Source organism: Kutzneria sp. NPDC052558 (assembly GCF_044547355.1).
Lineage (GTDB): Bacteria > Actinomycetota > Actinomycetes > Mycobacteriales > Pseudonocardiaceae > Kutzneria.
This window is the reverse complement of record NZ_JBIUAG010000008.1, coordinates 285587-303547: the sequence shown is the minus strand read 5'-3', so window position 1 is coordinate 303547 and position 17961 is coordinate 285587. Positions and strand designations below refer to the sequence as shown.

20 protein-coding genes are annotated in these 17961 nt (G+C 71.3%); 13 read left to right on the top strand and 7 right to left on the bottom strand.

Going from position 1 to position 17961, the window contains the following annotated elements:
• Positions 1–103 precede the first annotated feature (103 nt).
• The 5 genes from ACIG5F_RS17485 (at position 104) to ACIG5F_RS17465 (ending at position 4400) form a co-directional block, all read left to right on the top strand.
• The gene (locus ACIG5F_RS17485; RefSeq protein WP_396518723.1) at positions 104–622 is read left to right on the top strand and encodes a SigE family RNA polymerase sigma factor; all 519 of its coding nucleotides are present in this window, start codon (positions 104–106) and stop codon (positions 620–622) included.
• A 22-nt stretch (positions 623–644) separates the two neighbouring features.
• Complete coding sequence (locus tag ACIG5F_RS17480; protein ID WP_396518722.1) at positions 645–1358, top strand: hypothetical protein; 714 nt, start codon at positions 645–647, stop codon at positions 1356–1358.
• Between the two features lie 21 nt (positions 1359–1379).
• Positions 1380–1961 carry a TetR/AcrR family transcriptional regulator gene (locus tag ACIG5F_RS17475; protein ID WP_396518721.1) on the top strand — a complete coding sequence of 194 codons (582 nt, stop codon included), beginning with the start codon at positions 1380–1382 and terminating at the stop codon, positions 1959–1961.
• Between the two features lie 11 nt (positions 1962–1972).
• Positions 1973–3406, top strand: coding sequence for an adenylosuccinate lyase (gene purB / locus ACIG5F_RS17470; protein WP_396518720.1), 1434 nt, complete (start codon positions 1973–1975; stop codon positions 3404–3406).
• A 151-nt stretch (positions 3407–3557) separates the two neighbouring features.
• Complete coding sequence (locus ACIG5F_RS17465) at positions 3558–4400, top strand: MOSC domain-containing protein (protein WP_396518719.1); 843 nt, start codon at positions 3558–3560, stop codon at positions 4398–4400.
• Here the strand turns inward: ACIG5F_RS17465 and ACIG5F_RS17460 are convergent.
• The 3 genes from ACIG5F_RS17460 to ACIG5F_RS17450 form a co-directional block, all read right to left on the bottom strand.
• Positions 4375–4812 (bottom strand): hypothetical protein, encoded by a 438-nt coding sequence (locus ACIG5F_RS17460; protein WP_396518718.1) that lies wholly within the window; start codon positions 4810–4812, stop codon positions 4375–4377. The two genes, ACIG5F_RS17465 and ACIG5F_RS17460, sit on opposite strands and share 26 nt — an antisense overlap.
• A 79-nt stretch (positions 4813–4891) precedes the next feature.
• Complete coding sequence (locus ACIG5F_RS17455) at positions 4892–5356, bottom strand: hypothetical protein (RefSeq protein WP_396518717.1); 465 nt, start codon at positions 5354–5356, stop codon at positions 4892–4894.
• Positions 5353–5844, bottom strand: a complete 492-nt coding sequence (locus ACIG5F_RS17450) for a hypothetical protein (RefSeq protein WP_396518716.1) — start codon at positions 5842–5844, stop codon at positions 5353–5355. The genes ACIG5F_RS17455 and ACIG5F_RS17450 overlap by 4 nt, the downstream gene beginning before the upstream one ends.
• A gap of 94 nt (positions 5845–5938) precedes the next feature.
• Between ACIG5F_RS17450 and ACIG5F_RS17445 the strand changes: the two genes are divergently transcribed.
• Both ACIG5F_RS17445 and ACIG5F_RS17440 read left to right on the top strand, forming a co-directional pair.
• Positions 5939–6808: a phosphoribosylaminoimidazolesuccinocarboxamide synthase gene (locus ACIG5F_RS17445; protein ID WP_396518715.1), complete on the top strand. Its 870-nt coding sequence runs from the start codon at positions 5939–5941 to the stop codon at positions 6806–6808.
• A gap of 65 nt (positions 6809–6873) precedes the next feature.
• Entirely contained in the window at positions 6874–7587 is a 714-nt protein-coding gene (locus tag ACIG5F_RS17440; RefSeq protein ID WP_396518714.1) for a DUF2334 domain-containing protein, read from the top strand.
• On the opposite strand, the gene ACIG5F_RS17435 is transcribed toward ACIG5F_RS17440, so the two are convergent.
• Together ACIG5F_RS17435 and ACIG5F_RS17430 are read right to left on the bottom strand one after the other, a co-directional pair.
• A complete protein-coding gene (locus ACIG5F_RS17435; protein WP_396518713.1) occupies positions 7558–8202 on the bottom strand; it encodes an MBL fold metallo-hydrolase in 645 nt (214 codons plus the stop codon). The two genes, ACIG5F_RS17440 and ACIG5F_RS17435, sit on opposite strands and share 30 nt — an antisense overlap.
• Positions 8203–8233: 31 nt before the next feature.
• Positions 8234–9232, bottom strand: a complete 999-nt coding sequence (locus ACIG5F_RS17430) for an NAD-dependent epimerase/dehydratase family protein (RefSeq protein WP_396518712.1) — start codon at positions 9230–9232, stop codon at positions 8234–8236.
• 117 nt (positions 9233–9349) lie between these two features.
• On the opposite strand from ACIG5F_RS17430, the gene ACIG5F_RS17425 reads away from it, so the two are divergent.
• From ACIG5F_RS17425 to speB, 5 genes are all read left to right on the top strand, one after another.
• Positions 9350–9931: a DUF3800 domain-containing protein gene (locus ACIG5F_RS17425; RefSeq protein ID WP_396518711.1), complete on the top strand. Its 582-nt coding sequence runs from the start codon at positions 9350–9352 to the stop codon at positions 9929–9931.
• Positions 9932–10186: 255 nt separating this feature from the next.
• The gene (gene purS / locus ACIG5F_RS17420) at positions 10187–10426 is read left to right on the top strand and encodes a phosphoribosylformylglycinamidine synthase subunit PurS (RefSeq protein WP_396518710.1); all 240 of its coding nucleotides are present in this window, start codon (positions 10187–10189) and stop codon (positions 10424–10426) included.
• Positions 10423–11100, top strand: a complete 678-nt coding sequence (purQ, locus tag ACIG5F_RS17415) for a phosphoribosylformylglycinamidine synthase subunit PurQ (protein ID WP_396518709.1) — start codon at positions 10423–10425, stop codon at positions 11098–11100. Before purS ends, purQ begins: the two co-directional genes overlap by 4 nt.
• Positions 11097–13388, top strand: coding sequence for a phosphoribosylformylglycinamidine synthase subunit PurL (gene purL / locus ACIG5F_RS17410; RefSeq protein WP_396518708.1), 2292 nt, complete (start codon positions 11097–11099; stop codon positions 13386–13388). Before purQ ends, purL begins: the two co-directional genes overlap by 4 nt.
• Before the next feature lie 15 nt (positions 13389–13403).
• Positions 13404–14414 carry an agmatinase gene (speB, locus tag ACIG5F_RS17405; protein WP_396518707.1) on the top strand — a complete coding sequence of 337 codons (1011 nt, stop codon included), beginning with the start codon at positions 13404–13406 and terminating at the stop codon, positions 14412–14414.
• A 59-nt stretch (positions 14415–14473) separates the two neighbouring features.
• Here speB and ACIG5F_RS17400 read toward each other — a convergent pair whose 3' ends face one another.
• Together ACIG5F_RS17400 and ACIG5F_RS17395 are read right to left on the bottom strand one after the other, a co-directional pair.
• Complete coding sequence (locus tag ACIG5F_RS17400; protein WP_396518706.1) at positions 14474–15331, bottom strand: lysozyme; 858 nt, start codon at positions 15329–15331, stop codon at positions 14474–14476.
• A 243-nt stretch (positions 15332–15574) separates the two neighbouring features.
• Positions 15575–16384 (bottom strand): lysozyme, encoded by an 810-nt coding sequence (locus ACIG5F_RS17395; RefSeq protein ID WP_396518705.1) that lies wholly within the window; start codon positions 16382–16384, stop codon positions 15575–15577.
• A gap of 108 nt (positions 16385–16492) precedes the next feature.
• Between ACIG5F_RS17395 and ACIG5F_RS17390 the strand changes: the two genes are divergently transcribed.
• Positions 16493–17893: a glutamate decarboxylase gene (locus tag ACIG5F_RS17390; protein WP_396518704.1), complete on the top strand. Its 1401-nt coding sequence runs from the start codon at positions 16493–16495 to the stop codon at positions 17891–17893.
• The last annotated feature ends 68 nt before the right edge of the window (positions 17894–17961 follow it).

The window sequence follows — 17961 nt, the reverse complement described above, 5'->3', positions numbered from 1 at the left end:
GGCCAGCACCCACCCGTATGGCGGACGTCACCGCGAGCATGCAACCGTAGACGCCGACCTTTCCGTCCGGTGGGTGTCGACACGAAGAGCAGAGAGAGCCCGCGTGGAGCAGCGCGAGGAGCAGGAGTTCGCGGAGTACTTCGCGGCCCGGCGCGATGCCGTGCGCCGGACCGCGTACCTGATGTGCGGCGACTGGCACCGCGCGGACGATCTCGCCCAGACTGCGTTCGTCGCGCTGCACCGGAAGTGGAACAAGATCAGGGACCGGGAGGCCCTGGACGCCTACGTCCGCCGGACGGTGGTGCGCGCGGTGATCGACGAGTCGCGCCGGCCGTGGCGCCGGGAGCGCTTCACCGACCAGCTGCCGGACCGGCCGGACGCGACCGGCGAGATCGGCGACGCGGTCGCCACCAGGCATGTGCTGCTCGACGGGTTGCGCAAGGTGCCGCCGCGCCAGCGGGCGGTGCTGGTGCTGCGGTTCCTGGAGGGACTCGACGTCGCCGCGGCGGCGAAGGTCCTCAAGTGCACCGAGGGCACCGTGAAGTCCCAGACCGCGCGGGGCCTCGAGACGCTGCGGGCGGAGCTGGGGGACGTGCTCGACGACTTGCGGCCGGCGACGTGACCGTGACGAGGAGGTGGAAGTGATGGACGAGCAGCAGTTGGCAGACAAGTTCCGGGACGCAGTCGGCGAGGTGCCGCCACCGTCCTTCGACACCCAGGACGTCCTGGTCGCGTCCAAGCGGGCCACGGCCCGGGCCCGCAAGCGCTTGCAGTCCGGCGTCGGCGTGGCGTTGGGCGTGGTGCTCATCGGCGGTGTCCTGGTGCTGACCAGGCCGTTCGGCGAGAACCCGGCCAGCACGAGCAGCGCGGGCGCCGCCGCGGCCCCGAACTCCTCCTCGTCGCTGGCGCTCGGGCCCGACGACACCACCGCCCAGGGCGGGGCCGGCGGCGGCAAGATGGGGCCCAACACCCCCGAGACCGGCAACGTCGCCAACTGCGGGCCCGCCGACCAGGGCCTGGCCGCCGCACTGGTCGGCGAACTGCCGATCGCCACCGGGGCCGAGGCGCTCGCCGCCGACCTGGGCTGCCCGGCCGGCTCGGCCGGGGTGGCGTTCCAGCTCAACGACGGCACCAGCGCCGGCCGGCTCGAGCTCGTGCTGGTGCCGGCCTCGGCGCCCAACGACCCGAAGACCGGGGCCAAGCCGGCGGTGAAGGTGACCGGCGGCGGCTCGGTGACGGTGAAGACCCGCGGCGGCGGGGCGCTGACCCTGGCCAGCCTGCCGATGAACGGCTCGGCGGCCGGCCCGTACGTCGGCCAGCTGTCCGACATCGCGGCCCGGCTCGCGACCCGCTACTGAGCACTGGCACCATCGCAGGGCATGACCGCCGCGAGCACCCCCAAGGGGGAGCGCCGCCGCCACGAGCTGGTCGCCGCGGCAGCGGCCCTGCTCACCGAGGGCGGCTTCGACGCCATCCGGCACCGTGCCGTCGCCGAGCGCGCCGGCCTGCCGCTGGCCTCGACCACCTACTACTTCGACTCGCTGGACGACCTGATCGAGGCCGCCGTCGAGTTCAACGGCCGGGCCGAGCTGACCGACGGCCGGGCCCGGCTGGCCCGGATGCTGGCCGGCGAGCCGACCGACGTCATCGAGTTCGTGCTGGACCAGCTGATCGGCGAGAGCGACAGCCAGGCCGTGATGCTGCGCTACGAGCGCCTGGTCGGCACCGGCCGCCGGCCCTACCTGCGGCCGCTGATGCGTCAGATGGGCGTCGAGCTGCACCAGCTGCTGCTGGAGATCCTCACCGCCGGCGGCTTCCGGATGGATCTCGAGCGGGTCAACCAGCTGATCTCCGTTGTGGACGGCGCGGTGGTGAACGCCCTGATCGAGGTGCACCCCGACCCGCGCGGGGCGGCCCGGCGCATGCTCTTGTCGGTCATGCCCGACCTGGGTGACCAGTAAGCTTGTTCCACGTGACGACCAAGCCGCTCATCCCCAACGTGCTCGCCGGCCGCTACGCGTCGGCCCAGCTGGTCGGCCTCTGGTCGCCGGAACACAAGGTCGTGCTGGAGCGGCGGCTGTGGCTGGCCGTGCTCAGGGCCCAGGCCGAGCTGGGCATCGACGTGCCGGCGACCGCGGTCGCCGACTACGAGCGGGTGCTGGAGCAGGTCGACCTGGCCTCTATCGCCGCCCGGGAGCGGGTCACCCGGCACGACGTGAAGGCCCGGATCGAGGAGTTCAACGCCCTGGCCGGCCACGAGCAGGTGCACAAGGGCATGACCTCCCGGGACCTGACCGAGAACGTCGAGCAGTTGCAGATCCGGCAGTCGCTGGAGTTCGTCCGCGGCAAGACGGCGGCGGCGCTGTCCCGGCTGGCCCGGCTCGCCCTCGAGCACTCCGATCTGGTGATGGCCGGCCGTTCGCACAACGTGGCCGCCCAGGCCACCACCCTGGGCAAGCGGTTCGCCTCCGCGGCCGACGAGCTGCAGGTGGCCTTCACGCGGCTGGAGGAGCTGGTCGAGCGCTACCCGCTGCGCGGCGTGAAGGGGCCGGTCGGCACCGCCCAGGACATGCTGGACCTGCTCGGCGGCGACGCGGCCAAGCTGGCCCAGCTGGAGCACAAGGTGGCCGAGTTCCTGGGCTTTCGCCGGGTGCTGACCAGCGTCGGCCAGGTGTACCCGCGGTCGCTGGACTTCGACGTGCTCTCGGCCCTGGTGCAGCTGGCCGCGGCCCCGTCCAGCCTGGCCAAGACGATCCGGCTGATGGCCGGGCACGAGCTGGTCACCGAGGGCTTCAAGCCGGGCCAGGTCGGGTCGAGCGCCATGCCGCACAAGATGAACACCCGGTCATGCGAGCGGATCAACGGACTGGCCGTGATCCTGCGCGGCTACCTGTCGATGACCGGCGAGCTGGCCGGCGACCAGTGGAACGAGGGCGACGTGTCGTGCTCGGTGGTGCGCCGGGTCGCGCTGCCGGACGCGTTCTTCGCGCTGGACGGCCTGCTGGAGACGCTGCTGACCGTGCTCGACGAGTTCGGCGCCTACCCGGCGGTGGTGGCCCGCGAGCTGGACCGCTACCTGCCGTTCCTGGCCACCACGAAGGTGTTGATGGCCTCGGTGCGGGCCGGCGTCGGCCGGGAGACCGCCCACGAGGCGATCAAGGAGAACGCCGTAGCGGTCGCGCTGGCCATGCGTGAGCAGGGGCTCGAGCGCAACGACCTGCTGGACCGGCTGGCCGCCGACGAGCGCATCCCGCTGGACCGGGCCCAGCTCGACGAGCTGCTGGCCGACCGGCTGTCGTTCACCGGCGTGGCCGGGGCCCAGGTAGACGCGGTGGCAGCGGAGATCGCCAAGACGCTGGAGCGGTTCCCCGACGCCGTCGGCTATGCCCCGGAGCCGATTCTGTGAGCGAGCTTGCGAGCGAGCCATTCAGCGCAGGACGTCCGCGAACGCGGACACCGGGCGCTAGCGAGGTGCCGCGCGTGAGCGAGCTTGCGAGCGAGCCATTCAGCGCAGAGCGTCCGCGAACGCGGACACCGAGCGCTAGCGAGGTGCCGCAGTGAACCCCCGGGTGTCGGCCCTGGTCAGCTACCCGATCAAGGGCTGTGCGGGCACGCCGACCGAGGTCGCCACCGTCACGCCGACCGGCCTGCGGCACGACCGGTCGTGGATGGTCGTGGACGCCGACGGCGTGTTCCGCAGCCAGCGCAACGAGCCCCGGCTGGCCGTGGTGCGGCCGTCGGTGCTGGACGGGCAGTTGCGGCTGACGGCGCCCGGCATCGAGGACCTGGTGGTCGACGTCGTGCCGGACGGGCCTCGGCGACCCGTCCGCGTGCACATCTGGGATGGCGTCGGGGTCGATCAGGGCGACGCGGCCGCCGAGTGGTTCAGCGAGGTGCTCGGCGAGCCGTCCCGGCTGGTCGGGCTGCCGCCGGAGCACACGCGGCCGTCCAGCGGCGAGCACGCGGGGCTGGTCGGGTTCGCCGACGCGCACGCCCTGCTGGTGACCTCGCTGGCCTCGCTGGACGGCCTCAACGAGCGGATCCTGGCCCGTGGCGCCGAGCCGGTGCCGATGGACCGGTTCCGGCCCAACATCGTGATCAGCGGCTGGCCCGAGCCGCACACCGAGGACCTGGTGCGCCGGATGGCCATCGGCGACGCCGAATTCGGCTACGCCAAGCCGTGCGTGCGGTGCGCGGTGCCCATGGTCGACCAGGACACCGGCAAGCGCGCCGGCCCCGAGCCGATCCGCTCGCTCGCCCAGTACCGCCGTGACCCCGGCGGCGGCGTCACCTTCGGCATGAAGGCCGTCGTGCTGCGCCCCGGCTCCGTCGCCGTCGGCGACGAGGTGCTGGTCGAGCGGTGGAGCGAGCTGGCTAGTTGCGCAGCCGAACCCGCCTGACCCGGTAGTCCGGCGACAACGTCAGCTCACGGCCGCCGCGCAGCGCCACGTGCAGCAGGTCCCCCGGGGCCGGCTGCGCCCGCGCCACCTGCGCCGCCGGCCCGATGCCGCCGTAGGGCCGGAACCAGTCACCCGCCCGAAGTTCCGACGCCGCCGCCGAATCCAGGTTCACCGCCCACGAACACGGCTGCACGTAACGAGTCCACACCTCCCACAGCGCGAAACCCGCTGCCGCGCAGGCGATCGGCAGCCACGACGGCCCGAACGGCAGCGCCGCCAGCAGTCCCGCCAGCGCCGGCCAGACCCCCGAGCTGATCGGCACCCGCCCCACCTGCACGAATCCCGTGGTCCGGACCATGCCGTCGGCACGCAACCCGCGCGGCGTCCGGCCATCGGGAAGTCGCGCGGTCATGAGGGGTGAATACGTGCCGCCCGAGGGCCCGTTTCGCCGCCTCCGCCGGGTTCACTCGAACGGCCGGGTGACCGCGCACCTAGTCGCGCAGCTCCACCGGAGTGATCCGGAAGTCCGGCGCCAGCGTCAGTTCCCGGCCGCCGCGCACCCAGATCCGCAGCCATCCGCCCTGATCCAGTTGCAGCGCCTCGACCTCGGCCACCGGCCCGGCCGAGCCGTAGAGCCGGAACCATTCGCCGGGCGTCAGTTCGGCCACCGGCCTGGCCTCCAGGTTCACCACCCGGGACGACGGCCGCACCCGCAGCGTCCAGATCTTCCAGCCCGCGTATCCCAGTGCGGCGGTGAGGAAAGGCAGCCACCCCAGCTGGAACGGGAGGGGCAGGAAGAACCCGGCCAACACCGCCCACAGGCCGGAGCTGATCGGCTTGCGGCCGATCTGCAACCAGCCGGTGGTGCGCACGATTCCGTCGGGGCACAAGCCGCGCGGCGCGCTGCCGTTGGGAAGGCGCACGGTCATGTCGTTGTCGGGCAACCACATGGTCATGCCGCCCTCCATCGAAGCCTCGAATCGGTGGCGGTTCGGCTGCACACCATGGGTTTCCCGGTCTTGGTGACCCCGGTCGCCCCCTCGGTCGAGCAGAACGCGCCCGGGGTGACGTACACCGGCTCGCTCGGCGGCGGCGCCGGTGCTTCGGTCGGCGGCGGTGGCGCCGGCTGATGGGTGGCCGGCGGCGGCTGGTGCGTGGCCGGCGGCGGCGCGGGCGCCTCCGTCGTGGTGGTCGTCGTGCTCGTGGTGGTCGGCGCGGTGCTGCTGGTCGTGGTCGTGCCGATGGTCGTCGCGGTGGTGGTGATGGTCGCGACGACGGGCTGGGCCCCGGGCTGCTGTGCCGGCACCTTGGGGCCGAACAGTCCGAAGAGGACCATGAGCGCCACGAAGCCGCCGCCCACCGACGTGAGCAGGCGCGACCACACCGGCGTCCGCCACCACCAGCGCGCCAGCGCGGAGGGTTCGGGGTCAGCGGGAACGGTCATGCGTGATCAATAGGTCGCAGTCCCGACGCCGTTAGGGCGGCTCCGCCGGGTTCACTCGAACGGGCGATGGGATGCGCACGTTAGGCTGCCGCTCGTGCCCGCTCTCACTGACTACGCGCAGATCGCCGCCGGCAAGGTTCGCGAGCTCTACCGGGTGGACGACGAGCTGTTGCTGCTGGTGGCGTCCGACCGGATCTCGGCATTCGACTGGGTGCTGCCCACCGCGATCCCGGACAAGGGCGCGGTGCTGACCGCGATGAGCGTGTTCTGGTTCGAGGCGCTGGGCGACATCGTGCCCAACCACCTGGTGGCCGACGACGACCCGCGGATCCCGGCCGAGGTGCGGGGGCGGGCGCTGCTGGTGCGGAGCCTGGACATGATCCAGTTCGAGTGCGTGGCCCGCGGCTACCTGACCGGCTCGGGGCTGGTCGACTACAAGCGCACCGGCGCGGTGTGCGGCGTGGAGCTGCCGGCCGGGCTGGTGGAGGCCTCGCGGCTGGCCGAGCCGATCTTCACCCCGGCCACCAAGGCCCCGATCGGCCAGCACGACGAGAACATCAGCTACGAGGAGATGGTCGCCGACGCCGGCGAGGAGACCGCGGCGGAGCTGCGCGACCTGACGATCAAGGTCTACAGCCGCGGGGCCGAGATCGCGGAGAAGGCCGGGGTCATCCTGGCCGACACCAAGCTCGAGTTCGGCCGCGACGCGTCCGGCCGGATCGTGCTGGGCGACGAGGTGCTCACGCCGGACTCGTCCCGGTACTGGCCGGCCGAGGGCTACGTGGCCGGCAAGGTGCAGCCCTCCTACGACAAGCAGTACGTGCGGGACTGGCTCACCTCGCCGGAGTCCGGCTGGGACCGCAAGTCCGACACCCCGCCCCCGCCGCTGCCCGACGAGGTCGTGGCGGCGACTCGGGCGAAGTACGTGGAGGCGTACGAAAGGGTCACCGGCAAACGGTTCTGACAGGGTTCGCCGACGCGACACCTCACCGTCAGGCCGGGGCAATGCCGGTGCTGCGCACTTGACGGGTGAGCTCCCGGCTGGTCGTCTCGCTGTCCGGCATCAACGCTCGAACGCTCGCGCAGGCCACCGGCCTGGCCGCCGAGCTGGATTCGCGCGGGGTGCCCCTGTCGCTGTTGGTCGCGCCCCGCGTGGACCGGCAGTCGGCGGACTCGCCCGCACTGCGGTGGGTCCGCGGCCGAGCCGCCGGCGGCGACGCCGTCGTGCTGCACGGCCTCGACCACGACCTCGACCCGTGCCGTCGGACCCTGGTGATCCGCCGCCAGGCCGAGTTCGCCGCGCTGCCCGCGCACGAGGCGAACCTGCGCCTGGTCGCGGCCCGGGCCCTGCTGGAACGGCTCGACCTGCGCACCGACTACTTCGCCCCGCCGCGCTGGCTGGTGTCCAACGGCACGCTGATCGCCTTGCGCCGCAACGGTTTCCGGCTCTGCGCGGACGTGACGGCGGTGCGCGACCTGCACAACGGCACGGTGCTCCCCGGGCGCGTGCACGGCCTGGCCCGCACCGAGCGTGGCGAGCAGTGGCTGTGCTGGGCGCTGGTGCTCGGCGTCGCACGGTCGGCCCGGCGCGGCGGCCTGGTGCGGGTCGCGGTCGACGCGGGCGACCTGCACCGGCCGGGGCCGCGGCAGGCCGTGCTCGACGCCGTGGACATCGCGTTGCACCACGGCGCCGAACCGCTGACCTACGGCGGGCTACACCGCCGTCGACTGGCCGTGAGCTAGCAGCTTGATCTCGGCGGTGGCCGCCGGCCTGGTCTGGTTGAACCAGTTCAGGGTCAGGCCGACGCCCACCTCGGTGTAGAGCGCCTCGTGGATCGGCACCACCGCGCGGGGCCGCACCGCCTTGATGAAGTCGACCGCCTCGGCCAGCTTCAGCCATGGCGCGGCCACCGGCACGCCGAGCACGTCCACGTCCCGGCCCGGCTGCGCCAGCGAGTCGCCGGGGTGCAGGAACGCGCCGTCGTCGACCAGGTAGGCGGCGTTGGTGATGCCCGGCAGGTCGCCGTAGATGCTCGCGTGCTGGCCGCCGATCACCTCGACCGTCGCGCCGGCCAGCGTCAGCTTGTCGCCGACGGTCGCCACCGTGTGCTCCAGGCCGAGCTCCTTGGCCACGCCCACGGTGTCCGGGTCCACCACCAGCCGCGCGCCCGGGTTGGCCGCCAGCAGCGCCGGCAGCCGCTTCTGGTCCACGTGGTCGAAGTGCTGGTGCGTGATCAGCACCGCGTCCAGCCCCTCGGTCTGCTCGAAGCCGGTCGAGAACGAGCCCGGGTCGATCAGCAGCCGCGCCGAGCCGGTGTCCAGCAGCACACACGAATGTCCGAAGTGGACGATATGCATCGATGGCTCCTTCGCTACGTCTGGCTCCACCCTATGCCTGGAGCTTGTCCAGGACCTCCTTCTCCTGTCCGGGGGTGAGGCCCGACTTGCGCTCCCGGTCGAAGCCCAGTTCCTGCTCCACCGCCAGCGCGCCGCGCACCGCGTCCTCGAACGGCCGGATCCGCAGGCCCGCGGCCAGTGCCGCCGACGCGTCCCTGGAGGCGAAGCCCAGGTGGGTCGGCGGCAGCCACAGCGGCAGTGACCTCGGACCGCCCCAGTACTGAACCTCGTTGTCCCGCAACTGCTCCTCGGTCGCCACCACCGTCTCCGTGCCGGCCGGCGCGACGATTTCCCTGATCTCGTCGAGGAAAGCTGTCAGCGGCCGGGGCGGGCAGATCCCGTTGTAGACGCCGGTCGTCCGCTGCTCGCCCGCGTCCACGATCCACGACGCCAGGTCGCGGACGTCGATGTGCTGGGTCATCTGCCCCTCGGTCGGCGGCAGCAGCACCCGGCCGCCCCGGGCGAAGCGCCCCGGCCAGTACCCGAACCGGTCGCTGCGGTCCCGCGGCCCCGTGATCAGGCCGGCCCGCACGATGAACGCCCGGTCGGCCAGGTGCGCCAGCACCTCGTTCTCGCTGGCGACCTTCACCGCGCCGTACAGATCCGGATCCGCGTCCGGCACCGATCCGTCCACCTGGCGCGGCGCCAGCAGCTCCGCCGACTCCGTCTGCCCCGGCGTCGCCGCGTCCGCGTAGACGTTGCCCGTCGACACGAACGTCCAGTGCCCCGCGCCGGGCCCCAGCACCCGCACCGCGTCCCGCACCCAGGGGTAGGACACCGTCGCCACGTCCACCACCGCGTCGAACCGCTCCCCGGCCAGCGCCGCCAGCCCGTCCGGCTCGTTCCGGTCCACCCGCACCAGCCTCGCCCCGGCCGGCGCCTCCCCGCTCGTCCCCCTGGCCGCGCAGACCACCTCGTGACCCCTACGCAGCGCCTCGGCCGCCACCGTGTGGCCGACGAACACCGTCCCACCCAGCACCAGTAGTCGCATGGCTCACACCATTTCCCGGTTCGGTGAGCGCCGCCACCCCTCTCGCGCTGGGCGAACGGCCAAGGTCTAACCGGTCGATCGATTCAGCTCAAGTAGCCGCGAGTCGATCACTGCCTGGTGAGTGTGCACGCCTTCGTCGACGAGTCCCGCCGCGGTGACACCTACCTGGTGGTCGCGGCCCTGGTCGACCCCCGAGATCTCAAGAAGCTCCGCAAGCTGCTGAGGAGCCTGCTGTTCCCCGGCCAGCAGGAACTGCACTTCAAGAAGGAGACGCCGACACGCCGGCGCATCATCATCGCCAAGCTCGTGTCGGCCGGGGTGCACACCCGGATTTATCGCAGCAGTTGCCCGGGAACCGACGAGCAGGCTCGGCAGACCTGCCTGGCTCGGTTGACCGACGACCTGCTTGACCTGGGCGCGCATCGCCTCGTGCTGGACAGCCGGGACGACCGTGATCGGCACGACGAGCTGACCATCCGCATCGCACTGGGCAAAAGCGCCCGGGACACCGGCCTGACCTATGAGCACAGGGTCAGCACTGGTGAGGAGTTGCTGTGGGTGGCGGACACCGTCGCGTGGTGTGTCGGGGCCGGCGGCGACTGGGCCCGGCGGGTCGAGCCGGTGGTGACGGAAATCATCGATCTGGGAAAAAGTGGCCCGGACAGCGCGAAACCCGGCCGCCGACCGTCCGGACGTTGACCGGGTTCACTTCCTTGGCTTACGGGCCAAAGCTGCCGTCAGACTACCAACAACCAGCGACTTCGACCACTTCGTTCCCTCGATAGCGCGAACGCGGCCGCCGTCCGTCCGGACGGGGACCGCGCTCACTTCCGAGGCTTACGGGCCTCGGCTGATGGCCACGTTAACCAGGCGTTCGGCGGGTGTCCATCGACTTCACCCAGGTCAGGTAGGCTCTGGCGGTACCGCGACCCCTCCACACCGGGAGCATCCTCAGTGGCCCGAGTCGTCGTCGACGTCATGCCCAAGCCCGAAATCCTCGACCCGCAGGGTCAGGCGGTGGCCAACGCGCTGCCCCGCCTCGGTTTCGACGGCATCGGCAGCGTCCGCCAAGGCAAGCGCTTCGAACTGGACGTCGACGACTCGGTCGACGACGCCACCCTCGCCAAGATCGCCGAGACCTTCCTGGCCAACCCGGTCGTCGAGGACTGGGTGGTCCGGCGGGTGGAGTCGTGACCGCCCGGATCGGGGTGATCACCTTCCCCGGCACGCTGGACGACCACGACGCGGCCCGGGCGGTGGACCGGTCGGGCGCGCGGTCGGTGCCGCTGTGGCACGCGGACGCCGACCTCAAGGGCGTGGACGCGGTGGTGGTGCCGGGGGGCTTCTCCTACGGCGACTACCTGCGCGCGGGGGCGATCGCCCGGTTCGCGCCGGTGATGACCGAGGTGGTGGCGGCGGCCGGCAAGGGCCTGCCGGTGCTGGGCATCTGCAACGGCTTCCAGATCCTGTGCGAGGCGGGCCTGCTGCCGGGCGTGCTGATCCGCAACAAGGGCCTGCACTTCGTCTGCCGCGACCAGTGGCTGAAGGTGGAGAACACCACCTCGGCCTGGACCTCGCGGTTCGAGCCGGGGGCGGAGATCCTGATCCCGCTGAAGTCGGGCGAGGGCTGCTACGTGGCCGACCGGCACGTCATCGACGAGCTGGAGGGCGAGGGCCGGGTGGCCTTCCGCTACGTGGGCGGCAACCCGAACGGCGCGCTCAACGACATCGCCGGCATCACCAGCGCCAACGGCCGGGTGGTGGGCCTGATGCCGCACCCTGAGCACGCGATCGACGCGCTGACCGGCCCGTCGGACGACGGCCTCGGCCTGTTCCTGTCCGCTCTCGACACCCTGGTGGCAGCGTGACAACCACTGAGCACCTGATCGACACCGTCGAGCACGCGGCGGCGACGCCGGAGCACGCGCAGCCCTACCGCGAGCTGGGCCTGAAGGACGACGAGTACCAGCGCATCCGCGACATCCTCGGCCGCCGGCCCACGGACGCCGAGCTGGCCATGTACTCGGTGATGTGGAGCGAGCACTGCTCGTACAAGTCCTCCAAGATCCACCTGGCCTACTTCGGCAAGACCACCACCGACGAGATGCGGGCCAAGATGCTGGCCGGCATCGGCGAGAACGCCGGCGTGGTCGACATCGGCGACGGCTGGGCGGTCACCTTCAAGGTGGAGAGCCACAACCACCCGTCCTACGTGGAGCCCTACCAGGGCGCGGCCACCGGCGTCGGCGGCATCGTCCGCGACATCATGGCCATGGGCGCCCGCCCGATCGCGGTGGTGGACCCGCTGCGCTTCGGCCCGGCCGACGCCCCGGACACCCGCCGCGTGCTGCACGGCGTGGTCGCCGGGGTCGGCGGCTACGGCAACTGCCTGGGCCTGCCCAACATCGGCGGCGAGCTGGTGTTCGACGCGTCGTACGCCGGCAACCCGCTGCTCAACGCCGGCTGCATCGGCGCGCTGCGGGTGGAGGACCTGCACCTGGCCCACGCCTCGGGCACCGGCAACAAGGTCATCCTGTTCGGCGCGCGCACCGGCCTGGACGGCATCGGCGGCGTGTCGGTGCTGGCCAGCGACTCGTTCTCCGGCGACGAGGGCGGCGCCGGCCGCAAGAAGCTGCCGAGTGTGCAGGTGGGCGACCCGTTCACCGAGAAGGTGCTCATCGAGTGCTGCCTCGAGCTCTACCGCGAGGGCATCGTGGTCGGCATCCAGGACCTCGGCGGCGCCGGCCTGTCCTGCGCGACCAGCGAGCTGGCCAGCGCCGGCGACGGCGGCATGCACGTCTGGCTGGACCGGGTTCCGTTGCGGGCCAAGGGAATGACGCCGGCCGAGGTGCTGTCGTCTGAGTCCCAGGAACGCATGATGGCCGTGGTGAAGCCGTCCGATGTGGACGCCTTCATGGCGGTCTGCCGCAAGTGGGACGTCATCGCCACCGAGGTCGGCGAGGTGACCGACGGGGACCGCCTGGTCATCACCTGGCACGACCAGGTCGTGGTGGACGTGCCGCCGCGCACGGTGGCCCACGAGGGCCCGGTCTACCACCGCCCGATCGAGCGGCCGGCCGACCAGGACGCGTTGCAGGCCAACGGTCCCGAGTCGCTGGCCCGGCCGGTGACGGCCGAGGACCTGCGGGCCCTGCTGCTGCGCATGATCTCCTCGCCCAACCTGGCCTCCAAGCGCTGGGTCACCGAGCAGTACGACCGCTACGTGCGCGGCAACACCGTGCTGGCCCAGCCGTCGGACTCCGGCATGGTCCGGGTCGACGAGCAGACCAACCGCGGCGTGGCCCTGGCCACCGACTGCAACGGCCGGTTCTGCAAGCTCGACCCGTACCAGGGCGCGCAGCTGGCGCTGGCCGAGGCCTATCGCAACATCGCGTCCACCGGGGCGACACCGTTGGCGGTCACCGACTGCCTGAACTTCGGCTCGCCCGAGGACCCGGCCGTGATGTGGCAGTTCGAGCAGGCCATCAAGGGCCTGGCCGACGCCTGCGCGGTGCTGGGCATCCCGGTCACCGGCGGCAACGTCAGCTTCTACAACCAGACCGGCAGCACGGCGATCCTGCCCACGCCGGTGGTCGGCGTGCTGGGCGTGATCGACGACGTCACCCGGCGCATCCCGACCGGTTTCGGCGCCGAGCCGGGCGAGACCCTGCTGCTGCTGGGCGACACCCGGGACGAGTTCGGCGGCTCCGAGTGGGCCCATGTCGAGCACCGCCACATCGGCGGCCGGCCGCCGCAGGTGGACCTGGAGCGCGAGCGGCTGCTGGCCGAGGTGCTGGTGGCGGGTTCCCGGGACGGCATGCTGTCGGCCGCGCATGACCTGTCCGACGGCGGTCTGGCGCAGGCGATCGTCGAGTCCTGCCTGATCGGCGAGACCGGCGCGCGGATCATCCTGCCCGAGGGCGTGGACCCGTTCGTGCAGCTGTTCTCCGAGTCCTCGGGCCGGGTTGTGGTCGCGGTGCCGCGCAGCGAGGAGCTGCGCTTCACCGAGATGTGCACGGCGCGGGAGCTGCCGTGGACGCGGATCGGTGTGGTGGACCAGGAGTCGGGCGAGCTGGAGATCCAGGGCGTGGCGACGTACGGCCTGGACGAGCTGCGCGAGGCCTGGGAAGGCACCTTGCCGGCGTTGTTCGACTGATTTACGTTCAGCCCCATGCGCTATGGGGCGATGTACGGGCCGGATGTGACGTTTCTCGGCGTGGATCGCTGTGATCTCGCCGAGCCGGCCTCCTTCGCGGAGGCCGATGTTGTCATCGTGGGCGCTCCCTACGACGGCGGCACGTCACACCGGCCCGGCACGCGTTTCGGACCGCAGGCCATTCGCACCACGGATTACCTGGGGCACAACGGTTCCCGTCCGAGCCTGGCCCTGCGGGTGGACGCCCTGAGGGACCTTCGGGTGCTCGACGCCGGCGATGTCGAGATGTACGCCGGCGACGAGATGGGCAGCCACGCCGCCATCGAGGAGGCGGTGCACACCATCACCGCCTCCGGCGCCATCCCGGTGGTGCTGGGCGGCGATCACAGCATCGCGCTGCCCGACGCCCGCGGCGTGGCCAGGCACTTCGGCTTCGGCCGCGTCTCGATGATCCACTTCGACGCGCACGCCGACACCGGCGACATCGAGTTTGGCCACCTCTACGGCCACGGCCAGCCCATGCGCCGGCTGCTGGAGTGCGGGGCCATCCGCGGCGACCGGTTCCTCCAGCTCGGCCTGCGCGGCTACTGGCCGGAGCCGGAGACCCTGGACTGGATGGCCGGGCAGCATATGCGCTCGTACGAGATGACCGAGATCGTCACCCGCGGCCTCGACGAGTGCCTCACGGAGGCCTCCGCCATCGCCGTCGACGACTGCGACGGCGTGTACCTGTCGGTCGACGTCGACGTCTGCGATCCCGGCCACGCCCCCGGCACCGGCACCCCCGAGCCCGGCGGCCTGTCCGCCCGCCAGCTGCTCGACGCCGTCCGCCGCCTCTGCTACCAGCTTCCCGTGGTGGGCGTGGAGATCGTCGAGGTCTCGCCGCCCTACGACCACGCCGAGATCACCGCCGCCCTGGGCAACCGCGTCGTCCTGGAGGCCCTGTCCGGCATCGCCCGCCGCCGCCGCGACGCCGCCACCGGCGACACCTGGGACCCGGCCCGCCCGCTGCTCGACGGTCGCTGAGAACTCCCAGTGGCGCCAAGGTTTTCCCTCGGCGCCACTGGGCTGGGGAACGGCTGGGGTCAGCCGAGGGCGAGGGCCTGGAGGCGGTCGTAGGAGCCGTTGAAGACGTCCTGGTCACCGGGGAAGGTGCCGGAGTCGGCGTACTGCCAGAAGGTGTAGAAGGTCCAGGCGTAGGGCAGGGCGCCGACGCTGGTGGCGTACCTGGCCACCCACAGGGGGTTGGTGGAGGTGAAGTCGCCGCGGTTGCCGGTGCAGTCCTGCCACCAGAGCTGGGCGGTGTAGATGACCGGCCAGGCGCCCGTGCGGGCGTGGTAGGTGTTGCTGAAGTCGAGGATCCACTGGACCATCCCGGCCTGGGACAGGCCGTAGCACTCGGCGCCGCTGGGGTTCCACTCGATGTCGAGGGCGCCGGGCAGGGTCTTGCCGTCGGCGGACCAGCCGCCGCCGTGGTCGACGAAGTAGTTGGCCTGGGTGGTTCCGTTGGTGGTGTTGGGCGTGGCGAAGTGGTAGGCGCCGCGGATCATGCCGACGTTGTAGGAACCGTTGTACTGCTGGGCGAAGTAGGCGTTCTGGTAGTAGGTGCCCTCGGTGGCCTTGATGTAGGCGAACCGGCCGCCGTTGTTCCAGGCGGTCGTCCAGTCGACGTTGCCCTGGTACGAGCTGACGTCCATGCCGTACACGGCGGCGAGCGGTCCGAAGGAGACCGGCACGGTGGCGGTGCGATGGCCGAGGTGCCGGGCGACCTGGGAGCCCATGGTGTGGTTGTGCTGGGCGTCCTGCACGGAGTCGGGGGGATTTCCGCCCGTGGTGGCGGCGCCGGCAGGGGTGGTGGCGCCGAAGGTCACGGACAGCAGGAAAGCGGCGGCCAGGGCCGTGAGCCGGCGGCCGCGGCCCGCCGGGAGTAACCGAGTGTTCATGGTGGAACCTCTCGATCTGCTCGCAGGGAAGCGGATCACGTGGGACTTCCACGTAACGTGAAGTGTGAACGAGCATTAACAGTTGCGCCAGATTGACGGTGATTTTCTCACGTATACGGAGTAGCGGTATTACGTCGTCGGAGTGAACTCGTTGGCCTGACAGCGTTGTCGCCACGCCGTCAATCGCTAGTCTGCGCCATGTGTCAACCCCGGCGCCATGCTTCCGGTTAAGAACTCACGACACTAGCCGAGCGTGAGCGCTCGCAGCCGGTCCCCGTTGCCGTTGAACCGGTTCTGATCGCCTGGGAACACGCCCTTGTCGGCGAACTGCCAGATGGCCTGGGCGGTCCAGCCGCCCGGCAGCGTGCCCACATCCGTGCCGTAGCGCGGGATCCACAGCGGATTCGCGCGGAAGGCGGTGGTGTTGCCGGTGCATTTCGTCCACCACGTGTAGCTGGTGTAGATCACCGGCGCGACATGGGTGCGGTACCAGATCTGGTCGCTGAAGGCCTTGACCCACGCGGTCATCTGGTCCGGCGTGAGCTTGTAACACGTGTCCCCGTAGGGGTTGTACTCGACGTCCAGCGCCGGCGGCAGCGTGCGGCCGTCACGGGACCAGGCCCCGCCGTGGTCGACCAGGAAGTTGGCCTGGGTGGCCCCGTCGGAGACGTCGGGCAGCGCGAAGTGGTACGCCCCGTGGGCCAGCCCGGCGGCGTAGGAGCCGTTGTACTGCTGGCCGAAGGCCGGGTTGGTGTACGTGACGCCCTCGGTCGCCTTGGCGTAGGCGAAGCTCGCGCCGGCGCGGGCGACGGCGGCCCAGTCCACAGTGGGCTGATAGCTGGACACGTCCAGCCCCATGGCGTCGTCGTTGGCCTTGACCTCCAGCAGCGGCGTGGAGGCGGTGCCCTCGTGCCTGGCGATCTGCGAGCCGGCGTAGTCGTCTTCGGGATGGGCCAGCGGTTGAGCGGACGCGGGCGTCGGGGTGGCGAGCATCGCCGGGACGAGCGCGGCCGCCAGCAACGCCCGCACAACTGTTCGTGTTCTCGACTCCATGGGCGTCTTCCTTCCCCGTTGGGGACCGAACGAACTATCACACTAGGCCGAATGGCCTAACATGTCGCGCTGGGCGGCCCCGCGTGTCCGGGACTAGCGTTGTCCGGCATGGGTCTCAGGCATCCGGCCGACAGCAGGGGCCGGCACTCCGACGTCTCGGTCAATCCCGTGTTCACCCGCGAGCCGGTGCGCATTCCGCGCGATGTGCTGCCGGCCGAGGGCATCGATCCCGAGCTGGCCTACCAGGTGGTGCACGACGAGCTGATGCTTGACGGCAACGCCCGGCTCAACCTCGCCACGTTCGTGTCGACCTGGATGGAGCCGCAGGCGACGCGGCTGATGGCCGAGACGTTCGACAAGAACATGATCGACAAGGACGAGTACCCGCGCACCGCCGACCTGGAGGCGCGCTGCGTGCGGATGCTCGCCGATCTCTGGCACGCCGAGGATCCGGCCCGGGCGGTGGGCTGTTCCACCACGGGCTCCAGCGAGGCCTGCATGCTGGCCGGCCTGGCCATGAAACGGCGGTGGCAGCACAAACGGCGCGCGGCGGGCCAGCCGACCGATCGTCCCAACATCGTCATGGGCGTCAATGTTCAGATATGTTGGGAAAAGTTTGCGAACTTCTGGGACGTCGAGGCCCGGCTGGCGCCCATGGAGGGCGACCGGTTCACGCTGTCGGCGGCCGAGGCGGTGGCCCGCTGCGACGAGAACACCATCGGCGTGGTGGCGATCCTGGGGTCCACTTTCGACGGATCGTACGAGCCGGTGGCGCAGATCTGCGCCGCTCTCGACGAGTTCCAGCAGCGGACCGGCCACGACATCCCGGTGCACGTGGACGGCGCGTCCGGCGCGATGATCGCCCCGTTCTGCGATCCCGACCTGGTGTGGGACTTCCGGCTGCCCCGGGTGGCCTCGATCAACACCTCCGGGCACAAGTTCGGGCTGGTGTATCCGGGCGTGGGCTGGGCGGTCTGGCGGGACGCCGACGCGCTGCCCGAGGACCTGGTGTTCCGGGTCAACTACCTGGGTGGCGACATGCCGACGTTCGCGCTGAACTTCTCCCGTCCCGGTTCGCAGGTGATCGCCCAGTACTACAACTTCCTGCGGCTGGGCTTCGAGGGCTACCAGCGGGTGCAGCTGGCCTGCCGCGAGGTGGCGACCTGGCTGGCCGGCGAGATCGGCAAGCTCGGCCCGTTCCGGCTGCTGACCCAGGGCGACCAGTTGCCGGTGTTCGCCTTCACGCTGGCCGAGGAGGTGACCCGGTACTCGGTGTTCGACGTGTCGGCGGCGCTGCGGCAGGCCGGCTGGCTGGTGCCGGCCTACACCTTCCCGGCCGACCGCACGGACCTGTCGGCGCTGCGGATCGTGGTGCGCAACGGCTTCAGCCGGGACCTGGCCGAGCTGCTGCTCGACGACCTGCGGCGGGCGCTGCCGCTGCTGGAACGGCTGGAGCGGCCGCTGCACGGCCCCGAGTCGGCCGGCTTCGACCACGGCCAGCACCGCTGAGCGGTGTCTTGACGAACGCGCGGCCCGCTCCCATTCTTAGGAAAGTTTCCTAACAAATTGGGAGCGTG